15 protein-coding genes are annotated in these 18,142 nt (G+C 65.9%); 5 read left to right on the forward strand and 10 right to left on the reverse strand.

Annotated features, from left to right (window positions below; all coding sequences use genetic code 11):
* Window positions 1-72: 72 nt before the first annotated feature.
* From cobA to bluB, 5 genes are read left to right on the forward strand one after another with little or no spacing between them, the layout of a single operon-like run.
* Window positions 73-849: a uroporphyrinogen-III C-methyltransferase gene (cobA, locus tag B0G80_RS29785; RefSeq protein ID WP_116123762.1), complete on the forward strand. Its 777-nt coding sequence runs from the start codon at window positions 73-75 to the stop codon at window positions 847-849.
* On the forward strand, window positions 846-1,319 hold the full coding sequence (locus tag B0G80_RS29790; RefSeq protein ID WP_116121546.1) for a cobalamin biosynthesis protein: 474 nt from the start codon (window positions 846-848) through the stop codon (window positions 1,317-1,319). The genes cobA and B0G80_RS29790 overlap by 4 nt, the downstream gene beginning before the upstream one ends.
* On the forward strand, window positions 1,316-1,918 hold the full coding sequence (gene cobO / locus B0G80_RS29795) for a cob(I)yrinic acid a,c-diamide adenosyltransferase (protein ID WP_012426872.1): 603 nt from the start codon (window positions 1,316-1,318) through the stop codon (window positions 1,916-1,918). Before B0G80_RS29790 ends, cobO begins: the two co-directional genes overlap by 4 nt.
* 3 nt (window positions 1,919-1,921) lie before the next feature.
* On the forward strand, window positions 1,922-3,220 hold the full coding sequence (locus B0G80_RS29800) for a cobyrinate a,c-diamide synthase (RefSeq protein WP_116121547.1): 1,299 nt from the start codon (window positions 1,922-1,924) through the stop codon (window positions 3,218-3,220).
* Window positions 3,204-3,863, forward strand: coding sequence for a 5,6-dimethylbenzimidazole synthase (gene bluB / locus B0G80_RS29805; RefSeq protein ID WP_116121548.1), 660 nt, complete (start codon window positions 3,204-3,206; stop codon window positions 3,861-3,863). The genes B0G80_RS29800 and bluB overlap by 17 nt, the downstream gene beginning before the upstream one ends.
* Before the next feature lie 21 nt (window positions 3,864-3,884).
* Here bluB and B0G80_RS29810 read toward each other — a convergent pair whose 3' ends face one another.
* From B0G80_RS29810 to B0G80_RS29855, 10 genes are all read right to left on the reverse strand, one after another.
* Entirely contained in the window at window positions 3,885-4,529 is a 645-nt protein-coding gene (locus B0G80_RS29810) for a DUF4136 domain-containing protein (RefSeq protein WP_116121549.1), read from the reverse strand.
* Window positions 4,526-7,009, reverse strand: coding sequence for a CHASE2 domain-containing protein (locus tag B0G80_RS29815; protein ID WP_116121550.1), 2,484 nt, complete (start codon window positions 7,007-7,009; stop codon window positions 4,526-4,528). Before B0G80_RS29815 ends, B0G80_RS29810 begins: the two co-directional genes overlap by 4 nt.
* A 66-nt stretch (window positions 7,010-7,075) precedes the next feature.
* Window positions 7,076-8,539 (reverse strand): FecR domain-containing protein, encoded by a 1,464-nt coding sequence (locus B0G80_RS29820; RefSeq protein ID WP_116121551.1) that lies wholly within the window; start codon window positions 8,537-8,539, stop codon window positions 7,076-7,078.
* A complete protein-coding gene (locus B0G80_RS29825) occupies window positions 8,536-9,273 on the reverse strand; it encodes a response regulator transcription factor (RefSeq protein ID WP_116121552.1) in 738 nt (245 codons plus the stop codon). The genes B0G80_RS29820 and B0G80_RS29825 overlap by 4 nt, the downstream gene beginning before the upstream one ends.
* A gap of 396 nt (window positions 9,274-9,669) precedes the next feature.
* The gene (locus B0G80_RS29830) at window positions 9,670-10,908 is read right to left on the reverse strand and encodes an IS4 family transposase (RefSeq protein ID WP_309546282.1); all 1,239 of its coding nucleotides are present in this window, start codon (window positions 10,906-10,908) and stop codon (window positions 9,670-9,672) included.
* 588 nt (window positions 10,909-11,496) lie between these two features.
* On the reverse strand, window positions 11,497-12,108 hold the full coding sequence (locus B0G80_RS29835) for a septal ring lytic transglycosylase RlpA family protein (RefSeq protein WP_116123763.1): 612 nt from the start codon (window positions 12,106-12,108) through the stop codon (window positions 11,497-11,499).
* A 99-nt stretch (window positions 12,109-12,207) separates the two neighbouring features.
* Window positions 12,208-13,005 (reverse strand): peptidoglycan DD-metalloendopeptidase family protein, encoded by a 798-nt coding sequence (locus B0G80_RS29840; RefSeq protein WP_116121553.1) that lies wholly within the window; start codon window positions 13,003-13,005, stop codon window positions 12,208-12,210.
* A gap of 73 nt (window positions 13,006-13,078) precedes the next feature.
* The gene (locus B0G80_RS29845; RefSeq protein WP_116121554.1) at window positions 13,079-13,327 is read right to left on the reverse strand and encodes a hypothetical protein; all 249 of its coding nucleotides are present in this window, start codon (window positions 13,325-13,327) and stop codon (window positions 13,079-13,081) included.
* Between the two features lie 240 nt (window positions 13,328-13,567).
* Window positions 13,568-17,035, reverse strand: coding sequence for a DEAD/DEAH box helicase (locus B0G80_RS29850; protein ID WP_116121555.1), 3,468 nt, complete (start codon window positions 17,033-17,035; stop codon window positions 13,568-13,570).
* Between the two features lie 124 nt (window positions 17,036-17,159).
* A complete protein-coding gene (locus B0G80_RS29855) occupies window positions 17,160-17,942 on the reverse strand; it encodes a DeoR/GlpR family DNA-binding transcription regulator (RefSeq protein WP_116121556.1) in 783 nt (260 codons plus the stop codon).
* Window positions 17,943-18,142 lie beyond the last annotated feature (200 nt).

Consider the following 18,142-nt stretch of genomic DNA (forward strand, 5'->3'; position numbering starts at 1 on the left):
CGCCGTCTGGCGACCCTTCGCGCTTCACCCTTTCCCGCTTGTCACGACATGGCGCCCGCCGTGCACGCCGCGATGACCCGCGCCTGGCTGATCGGCGCCGGCCCCGGCGACGTCGAACTCATGACCATCAAGGCCACCCGTGCATTGGCGCAAGCCGACGTGGTGCTGGTCGACGATCTGGTGAATCCCGAGGTGCTGCAGTTCGCGCGCGCTGATGCGCTGGTCGTCTACGTAGGTAAACGCGGCGGTCATCCGTCGACACCGCAGGAAGGCATCGTCGCGCAGATGCTCGAACATGTGCGGGCCGGGCGCAGTGTCGCGCGTTTGAAAGGCGGCGACCCGTTCGTGTTCGGCCGGGGCGGCGAGGAACAGCAGGCGCTGCACGCGGCCGGTATCGAGGTGGAAGTCGTCAACGGCATCACGGCGGGAATCGCGGCGCCCGCGGCGATCGGGATTCCGGTCACGCATCGCGATCATGCGCAGGGCGTCGTGTTCGTCACCGGGCACGGCGCGGGCAGCGGCGAGCCCGACTGGGCCGCACTCGCGGCCACGCGCATGACGCTCGTGATCTACATGGGCATGCGGCGGCTCAACGATATCGTCGGCGCGTTGCTTGCGGCCGGCATGAGCGCCGACACGCCGTGCGCGGCGATCGAATCGGCCACGCGTCCCGAGCAACGCCACGCGCTTGCGCGCCTCGGTGAATTTGCCGACACCGTCGCGCGTACCGGACTTGGGTCGCCGGCGATCGTGGTGATCGGCGGTGTGGCGTCGCTCGCGTTGGCGCGTGAGGCGGCGCATGCGGAACGCGCTGCAACGCCGCTCGCGGACGGAACGGATACGCGATGAAAACGCTCAGCGTCGGCATCGGTTGCCGTTTGCATAGCTCGGCCGAGGAGATCGAAGCCGCGGTGCGCAGCGCGCTCGGCGCGCATTCGTTCGACGAAATCCGCACCGTCGCCTCGCTCGATACCAAAGCCCGCGAAGCGGGCCTCCTCGAATTCTGCGCGCGTCATGCGCTGCCGCTGACGTTCTTCAGCCTTGAACAGATCGCGGCGTTGCCTGTCGCGGTGCCTTCGGCGGCAGCGCGCGAGCATCTCGGCGTGGACGGCGTCTGCGAGCCGTGCGCGCTGCTTGGCACTGTGGCCGACGTCGCAGCCGGGCTCGGTGAATCCGTCATAGGTAATGCGCCTCGCGCCACGCTCCTCGTGCGCAAAACCGTTTATGCCGGCGTCACCGTGGCGATCGCCTCAACCACCGCTCACGCCGCTCGCGCCGAACACCCAGACAACGACACACAGCAACAGGACCTGCCATGAAGACCGATCCCGAATCGCATCAACGCATGACCGAGCGCCGCCGCGAAGGCCACGAGAAAAAACAGGCCAACGCCACCGTCGAAAAAGGCCTGCTGATCGTCAATACCGGCACGGGCAAAGGCAAAACTACTGCCGCATTCGGCATGGCCGTGCGCGTGCTGGGCCACGGCATGCGTCTTGGCGTCGTGCAGTTCATCAAGGGCGCGCTGCACACCTCGGAGCGCGACTTTCTCGGCGCGATCGCCAACTGCGATTTCGTCACAATGGGCGACGGCTACACCTGGAACACGCAGAACCGCGACGCCGACATCGCGACCGCGCGCAAAGGCTGGGACGAAGCGCGCCGCATGATCGAAAGCGGCGAGTACCAGATGGTGATCCTCGACGAGCTGAACACGGTGCTCAAGTACGAATACCTGCCGCTCGACGAAGTCCTGTCGGTAATCAACGCGCGCGCGCCGATGCTGCATGTGGTGGTCACCGGCCGTCACGCGCCGGACGCGCTGATCGAAGCCGCCGACCTCGTCACCGAAATGCGCATCGTCAAGCATCCATATCGCGAGCAAGGCGTGAAAGCGCAGCGCGGCGTGGAGTTCTGAGCGATGGCCGCGTGCCCCGCCCTGTTCATCAGCGCACCCGCTTCGGGTCAAGGCAAGACCACGATCACGGCGGGTCTCGCGCGCTACCATCGGCGGATGGGGCGACGCGTGCGCGTCTTCAAGACCGGACCGGACTTTCTCGATCCGATGATTCTGGCGCGCGCGAGCGGTGCGCCGGTCCTCTCGCTCGATCTGTGGATGGTCGGCGAAGCCGCCTGCCGCACGCTGCTCGCGCAAGCCGCCGCCGAAGCCGACCTGATCCTGATCGAAGGCGTGATGGGTCTGTTCGACGGCACGCCGAGCAGCGCCGATCTCGCCACCGCATTCGGCGTGCCGGTGCTCGCGGTGATTTCGGCGAAGGCGATGGCGCAGACCTTCGGCGCGGTCGCTTTCGGTCTCGCGCAATTCCGGCCGCAGGTGCCGTTTTACGGCGTGCTCGCCAACCGCGTCGGCTCCGCGCGGCATGCGCAGATGCTAGAAGAAGCGTTGCCGCCGGATCTGCGCTGGTGCGGACACATTGCTGCCAGAGATGAAATCGCACTGCCCGATCGTCACCTCGGCTTGCATCAGGCGCAAGAAATCGACGACCTCGACGCGCGGCTGGATCACGCCGCTGACACTCTAGGACGCACCGCGCTCGCCGAATTGCCGCCGCCGGTCGAGTTCGGCACGCCGACACCCGAGATCCTGCCGCGCCTGCTTGACGGCAAGACGATCGCCATTGCGCGCGACGCCGCGTTCTCGTTCATCTATCCGGCGAACGTCGCACTGCTGGAAACGCTCGGCGTGCAAGTCGCTTTCTTCTCGCCGCTCGCCGACGAAGCGCTGCCGGAACACACCGACGCTGTGTATCTTCCAGGCGGCTACCCTGAACTGCACGCCGCCACGCTGGCCAGCAACACGCACAGCGCGGCGAGCATCCGCGCGCACGCGGCGGCGGGCAAACCGCTCGTCGCCGAATGCGGCGGCATGCTGTATCTGCTCGACCAACTCACCGACACGCACGGCGTGACCACACCGATGCTCGGCCTGCTGCCCGGCCACGCGACCATGCAAACGCGCTTCACCGCGCTCGGCATGCAGCAGATCGACAGCCTGCACGGGCCGATGACCGGCCACACGTTTCACTACTCGAAGCTGAACACGTCGCTCACGCCGCTGCGCTCGGCCACCAGGCCGCAGGGCGACGCGCCCGGCGAGGCCCTTTATCGCGCCGGCTCGATCGTGGCGACTTACATGCACGCTTACTGGCCCTCCAACCCGGCCTTCACGGCCGCCCTGTTCCATGGCGAAGCCTTTTAACGATTCCGAGCGCGACGCCGTCTACCGCGCAATTTACGAACGCCGCGACATGCGCCATTTCGTGCGCGATCCGGTCGATCCGGCCGTGCTGCAGCGCCTGCTCGACGCCGCGCATCACGCGCCGAGCGTCGGCTTCATGCAGCCGTGGCGGATCGCGCGGATCACCGATCCCGCGCTGCGCACGGCTTTGCATGATGCGGTGGAAAGCGAACGGCTCGCCACCGCCGATGCGCTCGACCAACGCCGCGAAGAGTTCATGAAGCTGAAAGTGGAAGGCATGCTGGACTGCGGCGAACTGCTGGTGATGGCGCTGATGGACGGCCGCGAGCGCCACATCTTCGGCCGGCGCACCTTGCCGGAGATGGACCTCGCGTCGGTGGCGTGCGCGATCCAGAACATGTGGCTGGCCGCGCGCGCCGAAGGTCTCGGCATGGGCTGGGTGTCGCTGTTCGACGTCGACGCGGTTCGCCAACTGCTGCGCATGCCCGAGGGCGCGCGTCCCGTGGCGATTCTGTGTCTCGGCCACGTCGACCGGTTTTATAGCGAGCCGATGCTGGAAACCGAACGCTGGGCGAGCCGCGTGCCGCTCGCCGATTGCGTGTTCGAAAACCGCTGGCCGGAAGACAGCGATGCGCCGGAATGAACTCGTCGCGTGTTACAGCTCTTACGGCTGAAGCGGCTTCACTGACATCACCATCGGCACGCCGCCGGTTTCGTCGGCGCGCAATTTCACGCGCCAATCGGGTGGCGCATCGAAGGGAAACCTGGCGAGCGCACTTTTGACGAGCGTCGGCATGGCATGCAGTGGGTCCGCGTCGCGGTCGCTGCTCACCGCGCTGACTTTATAGACCTCCTGTCCGCTCGCGCGCTCGAAAAACCGCAGCGTCAGCGCATGCTGGTACGCGGGACCGCCGAACAGAGAGAACGGCGCAGCGGGGCCGCGCCGGCAGTCGCCTGACGTACAGCCGCTTTCATCGACGCCGATGGTCGCCGGCCGCGTGTCGTAGGCAACCGAGAGCAGATAACGCGCGGGCTCGCCCTTCGTTTCGACAAAGCCCTGCTTCGCCAACTCGTCCACCAACAGGCGCTCGAACTGCGGACGATCCGCGCTGACTTCTTGCGACGGCATGCGCGCAATCGTGTAAGTCCGCTCGCCTTGCAGCGCGGCGGTCGCGTTCCCGGTACCGGCGGTATGCACGTCGGCGCTCAGACCCGTGCAACCGGTGAGACTCGTCGCGGCCAGCGCGGCACAGATCAGGAGTGCTTTCACCATCTTCTCGCTTCGATAAGGTGTGTGTTCGTATGTCATGGGCGCGGCGTGAACGAGGCACTCGATTGTGCGTCTTCGAGCACCGGCAGGCATATCGTGAATGCCGTGCCCTGACCGGGTTCACTCGCCACCTCGACATCGCCGCCGTGGCGCGTGACCACCGTCTTGACGAAGGCCATGCCGAGCCCTGCGCCGCCCACTTCCGGCCGCTCGGTTTCGTGAAACCGCCGGAAGCGCTCGAACAACCCGGCCTGCTGCTCTTTCGGAATGCCGTAGCCCTGATCGCGAATCGTGCACGACACGCGCGTCGCCGCCGGCACGCCCTTCGGCGTCAGGCTCGCAATGCTGCACACGATCCGCGTATCCGGCGGGCTGTACTTGACCGCGTTGTTCAGAATGTTGACGAGCGCGCGCGTCATCAGCGAACGGTCGGCGCATATCCAATGGCCGTCGTCGGCAGCATCCGTCTCCGTGTGCAGCGTGATGCGCCTGGCGTGCGCCTGCGGCCAGACTTCGTCGCTCGCGTCGATCAGCAACTCGGCGAGACTCACCGGTTCGAGCACATAGGTTTGCGATTCCGCGCGCGCCAGTTGCACGAAGTCGTCGGCCAGCGTGAGCGCGCGCTGCGCGTAGCGTTCGATGCGCTCGAGCACGCCGCGCGCGAGTACCGGCTCGCGGCGGGCACGTTCGATCTCCACCAGCGCGAGAATCGACGCCTGCGGCGAACGCATGTCGTGCGAGAGCAGCCGCAACGCGTCTTCCCGCTGACGCTCGGCCGCATGCAAGGCCGACACGTCGACGAGGCCCGCGATCCAGCCGGTCGTCTCGCCCTGCTCGTTGGTGCAGTTCGCGTAGCGCAGCAAATGGTCGCGCTCGTGGGCGTCGCGCACCTCGACGCCGTGCGCCATCAGCGCGGCGGATTCGTGGCGCGTGGGATCGAGCGGCGCCGGCCAGTGCGTGCGGGCGAGCAGATTGTTTTCGGCATCGGAGGCGGCATCGGTGTCGATCGTCTTTACGAGGGTCAAGCCGCCCAGCACGTCCTGCATCGGCCGGCCTTCGGGCAGCGGCGCGCCGAGCCGCGCGAAATGCGCCTTGGCGGCATGGTTGGCGATCAGCACGACACCGCGCACGTCGCTCACGAGGATCGGCTCCGGCATGCTGTCGAGGCTGTCCCATACGAAACGCTTCATGTCCTGCACGCGCTGCGCGGCCTGCGCCATCAGCGCCATGTGCTGCTCCAGCACGTCGCCGCCGAACTCGCGCCGGCGCTGCGGGGTTTCCGGCAGCAGATGGGGTTCGTCGGCGAGACGCTGCAGTTCTCCGCGCAGATACGCCATGGTCATTTCGAGGCGCCGCCAGTTCCAGATCGGATACACGGCCACCAGACCCACGATCGCCGGCACCGGCGACATCCAGAGCCGCGCGCCGTACAGCAAGGCGGCGCTGCCGGCCGCCGCGAGCAGACACAGTGCGCCCGTCAACAGCAACGAACGGCGCGGCGACAGTACGAGAAATCCGGCCAGCAACGCGGCAAGCGGCGCGAGCGACACCGCGAACAGCATCCACGGATAGACCGGCTCGATCTCGCGGCCGGTAAGCAGCGTGTCGAGCACGTTCGCGTGGATATACACGCCGGGCAGCGGACCGAGTTCACCCGAGACGGGCGTCGCGAAGCGGTCGTACAAGCCGGACGCGGTCACGCCGATCAGCACGATGCGGCCGCGCAACTGCTCCGGCGTCACATTACCGGCGAGCACGCGCGCGAAACTCAGCTTCGTGTAGTTCTGCGCGTTGTGACCGAATGGGATCAGGAAACGGCCTTCGCCGGCGTTGTCGGCTGTGGGGTCGGTTTCGGCTGCGGGCAAAGCGGGGCCGCGCCGCGAGCCGATCAGATGGAGCGAGCCGTGCTCCACCGCCTGGGCGACCGGCACCATCAGTTGCGGCCAGCGCGAATCGGCATCGCCCTCGTAGCGCGCGACGCTGCGCACAATGCCGTCGCTGTCGACTTCGAGATTGATATGGCCGAGCCCCGCCGCCGCATGCGCGAGCGGCGCCACCGGCTCGACCACGACGCGTCGGCCGCTGTCATCGGGCGCGGTGAGCAAGATCGGCAGATAGGTCGGACTCAGCGCGATCGCGCGGGCGAGGTCGGCGTCTTGCGGATTGGCTTCGGTGAACAGCACGTCGTAGATCACCGCGGCGGGTTTCGCGCTGGCGATCTGTTCCAGCAGCTTCGCGTGAACACTGCGCGGCCATGGCCAGCGGCCGAGTTGCGCGATGCTTGCGTTGTCGATTTCGACCACCACGATATCGCGCAGCAGAGGCGGCGCATGCAGGCTCAGAAAGCGGTCATAGACCAGGTGATCGACGCTCGCGCTCATGCGGCCGAGCGAACTGAGCAGAATCACCACGATGCCGAGACAGCCGATACCCACCCATTCGATCAGGAAGCGGCGGCCGGCGCGCCGTCCGAGACGGGCGCGCGGATCGAGGCTCAGGCGCGTAGGAGTGGTCGGCAAAGGGTTGCTTGGTTCGAAACCAGGAAGCGGGCTGATGCATGGCTCAGCCCCGTGAATCTACCAGCGTCAGCGCGCAAGCGTAAACGAGCGCACCGCACTGCTCTTTTCATAGAAGCGGCCGTTCTCGAACTGCTCGGCGACGATCGTCCAGTAATAGACGCCCGGCGGCAGATCGCTCACGCTCAGTTGTCCGCCGGACAGATCGGTGCGGTCCACGAGCGGATGGCGCAGATCGGCCGTGCTCGCCAGCACGAAACGGAAGCGTGTCTGGACCGTGGCGCGGCTGACGAACCAGCGGAATTCGTAGTCGCGGCTGCCGGCCCGCTGCGTCGCCGACGCAGCCAATCCGAGCTGGCGGCGTTCGAACGCATACACCTGCGGCAAGCCTTCGAGGCCGTGAGCGTCGATCGCGGCGATGCGTACGAAGTAGGTGCCGTCGGCCAGGTCGCCGAAATCCGCGTGCGGCTCGCTCACGCGCTGGTCGCGGATCAGGTCGAGCTGGTCCGCGTCGCGCGCGATCTGCACGCGGTAGGCCACCGCGCGGTCGGCCGGCACGAGGTCGAACGCGACTGTTTTGCCGTCCTGCACCTTGGCCGGCTGCGCGAGCGCCGGCGCGGGCAGCAATTCGACCGGGCCGCCGATCGCGCCGCCCGCCTGCGTCACACTGCCGAAGCGCGCCATCACGAGTTGTGCGGAGGCCTGCAGCGGCATGCCGGGCGGCGGCGCAAAAGCGCGAGCGCCGAGCGCGGCCGGGTCGACGCCGACCGCGCCGTCCAGCACTTGCACTGCGGTGGTTTGCGCGCCGCCGTCGTAGGCGACCTTGAAGCGCGTGCCGCGCACGCCCGCCACAACGGACGGCGAGCGGATCTGGAAGCGGTCGTCCTTTTTAGTCGCGTGCGTGACCTGGCTTTCAACTTCGCCGTTGCGCAGTTCGAGCAGGCGATCGCCGGCGCCGGTCAGCGTGGTGCGCCTCAGCGCGCCGATATCCAGCAGGCCGTTCTGCCCCACCGTAACGTGCGAGCCGTCCGGCAATTCCAGCGTCACAAAACCGTTGTCTCCCGTGCGCACGCGGTCGCCTTCGCCGAGCGTCGTGCCTTCGGCGAGCGGCACGTAGGGGTTCTTGCCGAACGCGTGCTCGGCCGGCCCGCTGGTGGCGATCACGCGGGCGGATTCCTGTTCCTGTTTGAGCTTGTCGGCGGGCAGAAGCAACGCGATGCCGGCCGGCAAGCGGCGTGGCGCGGGCACATGATTCAGGCGGCTCAGCACGGCCCAATCGCTCGGGTCGCGCAGATAGCGGCCGGCGATCTCGTAGAGCGTGTCGCCTGCGTGGGTCAGATACGAGACATAGGCGGGCGCGACGGCTTTCGCACGCGGCTTGGGGGCGCGCGACGCGTGCGACGCTTGCGCGGACGCCGACACCGGCGCGAAACAGGTCATCGCGAGCAGGCCGGCCGCCGCGAGCCATGCGCCGCTGCGGCGGCCCGGCGAAACCAGGCTGCCGCGTGCCGCCCCAGCGACGGAAATCGTCACGCCTTCCCCTCTTCAGGGCGCTCGTCGGGCGCTGCCGGCGGCGTGGCGGAATCGATTCGTTCCAGCCGGTAGCCATAGCCGTAAATCGGCGTCAGCCGGTAGCCCTGCTCCGGGCGCAGGCCGAGCTTGCTGCGCAGCATCGACACGTGGGTGTCCATGGTGCGCGACGGAATGTCGGTCGCCTGCTTCCAGATCACGTCGAGAATATGCGCGCGCGACAGCGGCCGGCTCAGATGCTGGAACAGCAGCAGCGCGAGTTCGAACTCTTTCTGCGTGACGGCGACCGTCGTGCCGCGCACCACCACGTGCTTGGCGCCCAAATCGAATTCGAATTCACCGAAGACTTCCTTCGCCGCGGGCGGCTTGAGGTGGTACGCCCGGCGCAGAAGTGAACCGACGCGCGCCAGCAAGACCGCGGCGGACACCGGTTTGACGACATAGTCGTCCGCGCCCGTGTTGAGAATCGACGTGATGTCGGTTTCGCGGCCGCGGCTTGTCATGAACAGAACCGGCAAGCGCTCGGAGAGGCTTTCGCGCACCCAGCGCAGCACCTCTTCGCCCGACATGTCGGGCACGTTCCAGTCGAGCACCAGCAGATCGAACGTCTGGCGCCGCAGTTGCCGCACGAGTTCACGGCCCGCGCCGAATGCGTGACAAATATGGCCCGCCGCCGACAGTGTCTGGCAAACCAGGTCGGCCTGAGCCGAATCGTCATCCAGGACAGCAATTCTCATAACACCCCGCAACGCGACATTCTTCGTAACTGGTGGCCGGTTAGCCGGCAGATGACCGGGATGACGGCGTAAGCACCGACGATCCGGCTTCCAATTTCATCTTCGGCTGCACATTCTTCGACTTATGGTCCCTTGCCTTGCGCCCTTTCAGGCCTGCCCGCCGCCATCTCGGTATTAGGACGCGCGATTCGCTTTATCGCGCCGGGTATCGAGGGGAAGGTCATCATAATCGAAAAACGACCGCTCTTTTCGGATGCGATTAAGCCGCTATCCGGTCCGGCTATGCGACGCCATTATTGGTATCGACCGCTTGGGTCGTGGTTCGGGTCGGCTGGTCTCGCTCGCGCGGTGATTGGCCCCGTTCGCCGCAATGCTCTCAACTTAAGCTCCGCTGGATCATGCGAGTTTGTACGCGAGATGGAAGTGGGGCTTGGCTTTTCTGGGTGGTCTTGTATAGGAGCGTGAGGGCTGTATCCGGCATCGGGTCTGGCGGATCAGTTCCAGCACACCGGCGAGGCCGTCCAGACATCGCTGGATGCGCAGAAGACACGCGCCGAGGATGGGCTTGAGTGCGCCCAGTGCATACACCCGGTTAGGACGGCTGGCATGTCTGTCGTCGTGCGGCGCATCGAGATCGCTGAGCAGGGTGAACAGGTTGTCGGCGAGGATTTTTGCGCCGAAGTCCTGCTGTAACGCCAGGTAATCGAGGCCTGTGACGGCTTCCAGCCGCAGCCGGTGCTTGAGTCGTTTGAACGCTTCCTCGACCCGCCAGCGCTGGTGATAGAGCGCGCCGAACGATGCCGCCGGATAACGCCCGCCATCGAGCAGCGAGGTCATCAGCACCCGCACGCGACCGCCCGGCGTGACGTCGCGGATCAGGCGAACAGTGGTGGGCGTACGCGCCAGTTCATAGTCGCGGGCATCCAGTTCGCTGGGCGCGTCCAGTGTCACCACACGCTCGGCTTTACCGCTGCGGGCAAAGGCGCTGACGCATTTCCAGTTACGCGCATCGACGCGCATGCAGAACGGGATTTCGCGCTGTGCGAGCGCCGCCACCATCGCGTTGCCGATATAGCCGCGATCGAGCAGCAGCAGGTCGGTATGCGGTTGCAGCACATCGAGGGCTTCGAACAGCATCTGCCGCTCGCCGCCGTCGGCGGGATGAAGTGCAGCGTGCAGGGTCAGTTCGGAACCCGGCAGGAATAGCGCAAACGCGTAGTGATCGGCGCGCAGTTCATGGCCGCGACGCGTGCCCACACGCAGGCGGCTGCCATCAGCGGCGACCAGCCTCAGGCCGTGCCAGCGCATCGAATCGATATGGGGTTGGGCCAGCGAGATCAGGCGGGCGCGGGCCAGCTCGAACAGTTCGGCAGACACTCCCCGTCGCGCCTTGCTGAAGGCCTGTGCGCTCACAGCGCGGGTGCGCCCGCCGCGGCTTCCCAGTGCGCCGAATAGCGCGTCAAGTTCGGCCTGCACACTGGCGCACATGCCCGACATCATCAGCGCGGCCATGCGCGGCAAGGTCAGTGTGCGATTGCGGGTAAAGGCGGTGGGAGAACGACGCACGCGATCGGCGAGCGCCGGATCGAACAGGAATTCGGAGAACTCAGCCAGAAGCCTTGAGGACGCTGGTATTTGAGTTCATATCGTTGATTTATCAGTGAGTTATGCGATGAAGCTTACAGGGCTAACGCCCTGTATACAAGCCCTTCGAGGCTTAAGTTGAGAGCATTGCCGTTCGCCGTTGTCGTTTCACGCCGCGTCCTGCATTCAGCTCGTGGCGATTTGACAATTTGCGAGTCAGTATAGGAACAGTCTCAAAATAAATCGTTTAAGAATTGTTAAACCGCAGGGACTCGCGGTCCGGACAAAAAAATGCGGCGCGGCCTCAATCCGAAGGCCGACGCCGCCCAAAACATCACACGCTCGCCGGGGTCTAGCCGCACGAGTGAAGTTAAATTAGCCTGTCAGAAAATTGCGCTCAAGATGAAAGAACTGCCTTTGTAACTGGCAGTGAGGTAGTTATTACGTCGGACGTAATTCTTGCGGAGGAGAGAGCTTGAGCCCTATGCGCTGAAAATAGTATGAATTGAAGCACCCGCGTCGGCGAATTTACATACGCAGCGGTTTTGTTACAGTTGCGCGATTGTCGGAGTCTTACGGTTGTCTTTAATCGATCGGGTCATCTGTTCAACCGTAACCTTTTGTCATCGGGATTCGGCCTTAGGCGCCGGCTTCCTGGCAGCGGCGTGTTGTCGCGACGCGTTCCAGCGTGACCTGCGCATTGCCCGCCGCGCCCATACCGAGCGCCTGCGCGGCGGCATACGACAGATCGACGATCCGGCCACGCACGAACGGTCCGCGATCGTTGATACGAACGATCACCGAACGCGCACCGCCGAGCGCCGTCACCCGCACGCATGCGCCCAGCGGAAAGGTGCGATGCGCCGCCGTAAGCGCGTGCATGTCGTAGCGCTCGCCGCTCGCGGTGCGGCGTCCCTGGAACTGCTTGCCGTACCACGTTGCCATGCCGGTTTGCCGGAAGCTGTTGCCGCAGGCGCAGGCGTGTGTGGACGATGCGGCATTGCCGTTCGCCGCTGGATCGGGCGTCGCCGCGTCGCTCGCGGTGCCCGATGTATTCGATGCATCGCTGTCGCCCGTTTGAGCTGCGTGCCGCGTTGCGTCGTAACCGAGGTGATCGACGGCAGCGCGGCCGCTCAGCGAATCGCGACCCGCGCCCGGTTGCGCGCATCCGGCGAGCGCGAGCAGCACGCCGAGCAGCAGAACTGCCGGCGCGCGCCGGCCTGCCGCAAAGCACTGTAGATAGAAAGTCATAGGCATTACGTCACGCGACGCGCTGGCCATGGCAAGCGCCGCGTCGCGTTCGAGTTCGAGGTCACTGCGGATGAGCGGCGGGGCCGCGAGCGCGCCGCGTTACTGGCGCTTCGGGAGGTACTTGAGCGGATCGACCGGTTTGCCATCCGCGCGCACTTCGAACCGCAGCGACGCCTGGCCTTTGTCGTCGGCGCCCATTTCGGCGATCACGTCGCCTGCCTTGACGGCCGTGCCTTCCTTGACGAGCAACGCGCGGTTGTTGCCGTACGCCGTCAACAGATCGGTGTCGTGCTTGATGATGATCAGCTTGCCGTACGCCGCGATGCGCCCGCCCGCGTAGACAACCCGGCCGCTGGACGCCGCCCGCACGGGTTCGCCGACGCGCCCGCCTATCACGATCCCCTTCGTCTTGCCCGCTACGAACGGCGCGCTCACGAGACCGCTCACCGGCCACGCGAGTCGTGCCTTTGCGGACGCAGGCTCGCTCGAGCTATCCGCGAAGATGGCTCGCGCTTGTGCGAGCGAATTCGATGGAGCGCCGGCTATGCCCGGTGCGCCGGCCATTGGCGGTGGCGCGACGCGCAGCACCTGATCGACGCGCAGGCCATCCGCCGGCGATAAGTGATTCCACTGCGCGAGCGCCGAAGGCTCGCGGCCGAACGCCTTGGCGACACCGATCTGCGTGTCGCCGGGGTTGACGCGGTAGAAGCCCGCAGGGACTTGCGAAGTGGGCACCGGCGCAGGCAACGTTGCAAGCGCGAGCGGCGCTGCATCGTCAACATGGGTCGAGCGCGCCGGCGACACGGGCAGCGCGCAACTTGTCAACGACGCGGCGAGCGACAACGCGAACACCATGGAAGAGCCCGATCTGGCAAAGCGGGACGTACAGGTTTTCATCGGGGAGATCCGGGTCAATCGATGCGGGCCGACGACTTGCGCCGGCCCGCATCGTCACATCGTCGGGCGATGCTTACGGCTTAGCCGGCGCCGCGTCGTCATTCGACGGCGCGTTTTGCGCGCCGCCGGCCGCCGAAGCAGCCTGATGGTGATGCGCGTGCTTGTGATGCTTTTTCTTGTGGTGATGCTTCACAGCCGGCGCCGAGGCCTCCTGCGTAGCCACACCGGCTTGCGACGAGACGCCGACCGGCGTGGATGCCTGGGCGAATGCGCCGATCGAGAACAAACCCGCGACGGTAGCGGCGAAAATGTGCTTCTTCATGGACGTTATTTCCTTAACGAACTGCGTTGACTGACCGCTTCACGGTCGCGTGTTCAACGAGTGTCAGGACAAAGCGTTGACGGTGGCGCCGGGAACAGGGCGTTCCTTGACGATTTGTCACGCTTGCGCTCAAGACAGCGTCAAATGTGGAGATATTTGAGCGCCCGCGAGCGGGCGCGACGTCGCGCGGCGCGGCATGCGCGCCGGACGTTTCGAGATGGCTTTCCGGCTTGCCGGTTCCTACCGGCCGCCTTCGATTTCCGGCATCGGCGCGAACAGCGCGTCGAGGTCGTCGTCCGAGAACTTTGCGGCCCCGGCGGCGTCTTCGGAAAGAATGCTGTCGGCGAGCCCGGCCTTCTGCTCCTGCAACTCGACGATCTTTTCCTCGATGCTGCCCGCCGCGATCAGCTTGTAGACGAACACCGGCTTGTCCTGGCCCAGCCGATGCGCGCGATCGGTCGCCTGATTCTCGGCGGCCGGGTTCCACCACGGGTCGTAGTGAATCACCGTATCGGCGGCGGTCAGGTTCAGGCCGACGCCGCCCGCCTTCAGGCTGATCAGGAACAGCGGCACCTCGCCCTTCTGAAAACGCTCGACCGGCGTGACGCGATCCGTCGTGTCGCCGGTGAGCATCACGTAGGGGATCTCGACCTCTTCGAGCGCTTGCGCGATCAGCGACAACATGCCGGTGAACTGCGAGAACAGCAGCACGCGGCGGCCTTCCTCGATCAGTTCGGGCAGCATGGACAGAAGCAGGTCGAGCTTGGCCGAACGCATGGCGCGCGCGCCCTTCTCGACCTTGCTTGCCCTGTCAGCTTTTTCAGGCACGTCGCCCACGTCGCCGGCTGCCTTCAGCGTTCTGACGAGTCGCGGATCGCAGCACACCTGGCGCAGCTTCAGCAAAGCGTCGAGCACGATGATGTGACTGCGCGCGAGACCCTGCGCGCTGACAGCGGCGCGCACTTTCTCCTGCATCGCCGTGCGCACGGTTTCGTAGAGATCGCGCTGCGCGCCTTCGAGATCCACCGAGCACAGGATCGTGGTCTTGGCCGGCAACTCCTTGGCGACCTCGTCCTTGCGACGGCGCAGCATGAACGGCCGGATACGGCGCGCGAGCAACGAGCGGCGCACGCCGTCGCCGTTTTTTTCGATCGGATTGCGCCAGCGCCTGGTGAAGTCTTTCTGGCTGCCGAGAAAACCCGGCAACAGAAAGTCGAACTGCGACCACAGCTCGCCAAGATGATTCTCCAGCGGCGTGCCCGTCAAACACAGCCGATGCCGCGCGCGCAGCCCGCGAATCGCCTGCGCGGCTTTGGTGGTGGCGTTCTTCACGTACTGCGCTTCGTCGAGAATCAGCAAGTGATACTCATGCTCGGCGAGCACCTTCTGATCGCGCCACAGCAGCGCGTACGTGGTCAGAATCAGTTCGTGTTCGCCGATCTGCTCGAAACGCTCCTTGCGCTGCGGTCCGTTCAACACCAGCACTTTCAATTCGGGCGCGAAGCGGCGCGCTTCCTCGCGCCAGTTGTGCACGAGCGTGGTCGGCACGACGATCAGCGCCGGCTGTGTCAGACGCCCCGCTTCTTTTTCCGCGAGGATATGCGCCAGCGTCTGCACGGTCTTGCCGAGACCCATGTCGTCGGCGAGCACGCCGGCGAGATTCTGTTCGCGCAGAAACTGCATCCAGTTCAGGCCTTGCTGCTGATAGGTCCGCAGTTCGGCCTTCAGCCCACGCGGCACCTGGACTTCACGCAGGCCCGGCCCGGCTTGCAGACGCTGCGCGAGCTGGCGGATCGAATCGTCGCCGCGGAATTGCCAGCGGCCGGTGCCGTTCAGCGCTTCCAGGCGGCCGGCGTCGACGGATGCCACGCGCAGCGGCGCACCCTCCGCCAGCGAGCCGCCGAGAGTGTCGAACAGATCGACCAGCACGCGCACCACCGGCTTCAGACGATCGGCGCGCAAACGCAGACGCTTGTTCTCCTCGGTCTTCAGCTCGATCGGCTCGTCGTCGGCGATGGCTTCGAGCGCGCCGCCCAGCCAGCGCCGGTCGCGCCGGAACAGGTCGGCGAGCAACGGTTCGAGCCGCACGTTGCGCTCGCCGATGCGAATGCCCATCTCCAGATCGAACCAGCCGTCGCCGGCCTGATGCGCGGTGCCTTCGATCGCGTCGATCTCGATCACGTTGTAGCGGAACTCGGGCGCCATCGTCACACGCCAGCCTTTGCTCACGAGTTCCGGCACGGCGTCGTTGACGAACGTGGACCACGCCTCGGCATCGGGCAGGCCGAGCATGGTGTCGGGCAGCAGCCGCGAGGCGTGGACCCGGCTGGTCGGCACCTTCTGCAAACCGGTCTTGCGCAGTTCGAGCAGACGTTTTTTCTCGGCCTCATAACGGCGGCGGATATGAATGACATCGCCGCCCGGCATCGGCACGAGCGTCACGCTGCTGTCCACGTTGATGCTCACGCCGTCGTAATCGAAACTCACGCCGGCCAGTTCGACAGCCGCGGTTTGCCGCAGCCCCGCCTTGCCCGCCGACGACGGCAGCGCGTGACTATTGAGCGAGAGCACCGGCACGGGCTCGACATCGATCACGCGAATCGCGGACGCGTCTTGCGTGGGCGGCAGCGGCAACTCGGGCGCGATCTCGCGCAGCACCGAGGCGACCAGCGGCGCTTCGGCGAGCGAGATTGGCGGCATGGCCAGATAATCGGGCAACTGCTGGAACGGCAGCGACGACTGGACAATGCCCGCCTCGTTCGCAACGCCGTCCACGTACCAGACCGGCTCGGTCGGCAGCACCATGCTCGCGCGCGGCTCGGTGCAGAGCACAGGCCGCAGACGTTCGTCGGCGAGCGGCTCCCATTCGATCCGGCCGGGCCGGTCAGCGCCACGCGACAGCGCGGTCGGGCCCGCCTCGCCGGGCGCGGGCTTGAAGTCGAAGAACAGCCGCCCCGTGGCGATCAGTTTTTGCAGCGTCTCCGCGCCGCTCGTGCCACGCAGAATGAACTGGCCGAAATCCTCACGCGAGCGGCCGAGCCACAGACCGCGCAGGATCGACAGGTCTTCGTCGGAGACGAACTTCGGCTGTTTGAGCAGCGCCGCTTCCACATTGCCCCAGGCTTCGTCGACCGCGACGACCGCGCCGGCGGCATTGCAGCGCGCGCGGTGCAGCACCACCTCGTGGCGCTTGTGGAAGCTGGACCAGTTCAGCTGGTACGCGAGCGTCTGCGTGCGTGGGGCGCTCGCCTTCTGCGCGTCGGCATCCGCGGCCTCGGCCCGGGCGCGAAAACGTTCGAGCCAACTGACCAGTTCGGGCCGCACGCCCGACGGCTGTCCCATGTGCCCCATGTGTGCAATCCGCTTCGGCGGCAGATCGCCCGCGGTCTCGCCGTCGTCCAGTTCGACCTGGGTGATATGGTCCATCTCGTCGTGATACTCGAGCTCGGCGAACAGCAGCGCGGCGACGTGCTTGCAGTTGCGGCCGACCGGACACGAGCAGTCGCCCTGCGCCCAGGGCGAACCGCCGTCGGTGCGGAACTGCACCCGCGTTTTGTACGGTGTCGGCCGGGTGCCCTGCACGTCGCCGCTGAGCGTGGCGCCGTGCCATTTCACGTTGCTGACAGGGCCGACCGAGCGCGCCTTGGCGACGGTGTGGTCCCCGAGCCACTCTGCAATCCGTTCCCGATCAAAGAAAACTGACGACATCAGCGTCCAATCCTATTCAAGCCGGCTTGGGCAAGCGCGCGGACAGAATCAGCCCGACAGCGCGCGGAGGGCGGCGGCCGGTGACTGTCTGTGCGGCATCGATTGCCTGTGGTAACCGGCCATTTTACGCGTTGGACGAAATTGCTTGTGTGCCCACCTCCACATCCACCCCCGCCGCCGCGAACACCTGAGCCAGTGCGGGCGCCGGCGCTTCGTCCGTCACCAGCAGATCGACGGCGTCGGCGCCGAACGCATGCACCAGCGCGCTGTGGCCGAATTTCGCGTGATCCGCCGCGACCACGCGGCGTTCGGCCTGAGTGAAAGCCGCCTGCGAAAACGCAGCGTCGGCGGGCAGCGCGTCCATGAAACGCCCCTGCATGTCGATCGCGGTGACCGAGACGATCGCGTAGCGCACGTAAAACTGCCGTAGAAAAGCCAGCGCGCTGTCGCCGACCGCCGCGCAATCGTCCGGCCGCAACTCGCCGCCCGTGATGAAAACCCGGTTGCCATTGCGCGGCGCCAGCACGCGCGCGACTTCGATGGAAGGGGTCACGACGGTGAGCCGCGAGCGGGCGGCGAGCGCCTGCGCAATATGCAGACAGGTCGTGCCACCCTCCAGGATCAGTGAATCGCCATCCCGCACCAGTTCGCCGATGCGCGCGCCGATTGCCCGCTTGCCCTCCTGGCTCGCCGTCATGCGCCGCTGGAACGGCGGCTCGTCGAGCCGCTCAGGCAGCATGACGCCGCCGTGGACCTTGATCAGCAGGCCGTCCGCGATCAGCGGTTTGATATTGCGGCGGATGGTCTCGTCGGACACGTCGAAACGGCCGGCGAGATCCGTGATCGTGCAGGTGCGCTGCTCGCGGAGGAGTCGCAGGATTTCGGCTTGGCGCTGGTTGGAAAACATGGCGATTGGGCGGTGACGGTTTAGTGGAGTCTAGCAAAAGACACAGTCTGCTGGGTCGGATAGCCACACGTTTCCAATCAAAACCACATTTTGGCAGTGGTAACGGCAAGTCCGGTTCTTCGGAAACACGCCCTTGGTGCGACAGCTACGTTTCAAAACCACGATCGTATGACCATTGCATGACGCCGCTCCAATCACAA

The sequence above is a fragment of the Paraburkholderia sp. BL6669N2 genome (assembly GCF_003387275.1).
In the GTDB taxonomy this organism is placed as follows: Bacteria; Pseudomonadota; Gammaproteobacteria; order Burkholderiales; family Burkholderiaceae; genus Paraburkholderia.

Excerpts from the sequence above, each read along its gene's own strand:
- B0G80_RS29855 (WP_116121556.1), bottom strand. The coding sequence starts at position 17,942 with ATGTTTTCCAACCAGCGCCAAGCCGAAATCCTGCGACTCCTCCGCGAG.
- B0G80_RS29840 (WP_116121553.1), bottom strand. The coding sequence starts at position 13,005 with ATGAAAACCTGTACGTCCCGCTTTGCCAGATCGGGCTCTTCCATGGTG.
- B0G80_RS29835 (WP_116123763.1), bottom strand. The coding sequence starts at position 12,108 with ATGACTTTCTATCTACAGTGCTTTGCGGCAGGCCGGCGCGCGCCGGCA.
- B0G80_RS29790 (WP_116121546.1), top strand. The coding sequence starts at position 846 with ATGAAAACGCTCAGCGTCGGCATCGGTTGCCGTTTGCATAGCTCGGCC.
- B0G80_RS29850 (WP_116121555.1), bottom strand. The coding sequence starts at position 17,035 with ATGTCGTCAGTTTTCTTTGATCGGGAACGGATTGCAGAGTGGCTCGGG.
- cobA (WP_116123762.1), top strand. The coding sequence starts at position 73 with ATGACCCGCGCCTGGCTGATCGGCGCCGGCCCCGGCGACGTCGAACTC.
- bluB (WP_116121548.1), top strand. The coding sequence starts at position 3,204 with ATGGCGAAGCCTTTTAACGATTCCGAGCGCGACGCCGTCTACCGCGCA.
- B0G80_RS29825 (WP_116121552.1), bottom strand. The coding sequence starts at position 9,273 with ATGAGAATTGCTGTCCTGGATGACGATTCGGCTCAGGCCGACCTGGTT.
- B0G80_RS29800 (WP_116121547.1), top strand. The coding sequence starts at position 1,922 with ATGGCCGCGTGCCCCGCCCTGTTCATCAGCGCACCCGCTTCGGGTCAA.
- B0G80_RS29810 (WP_116121549.1), bottom strand. The coding sequence starts at position 4,529 with ATGACATACGAACACACACCTTATCGAAGCGAGAAGATGGTGAAAGCA.
- cobO (WP_012426872.1), top strand. The coding sequence starts at position 1,316 with ATGAAGACCGATCCCGAATCGCATCAACGCATGACCGAGCGCCGCCGC.
- B0G80_RS29845 (WP_116121554.1), bottom strand. The coding sequence starts at position 13,327 with ATGAAGAAGCACATTTTCGCCGCTACCGTCGCGGGTTTGTTCTCGATC.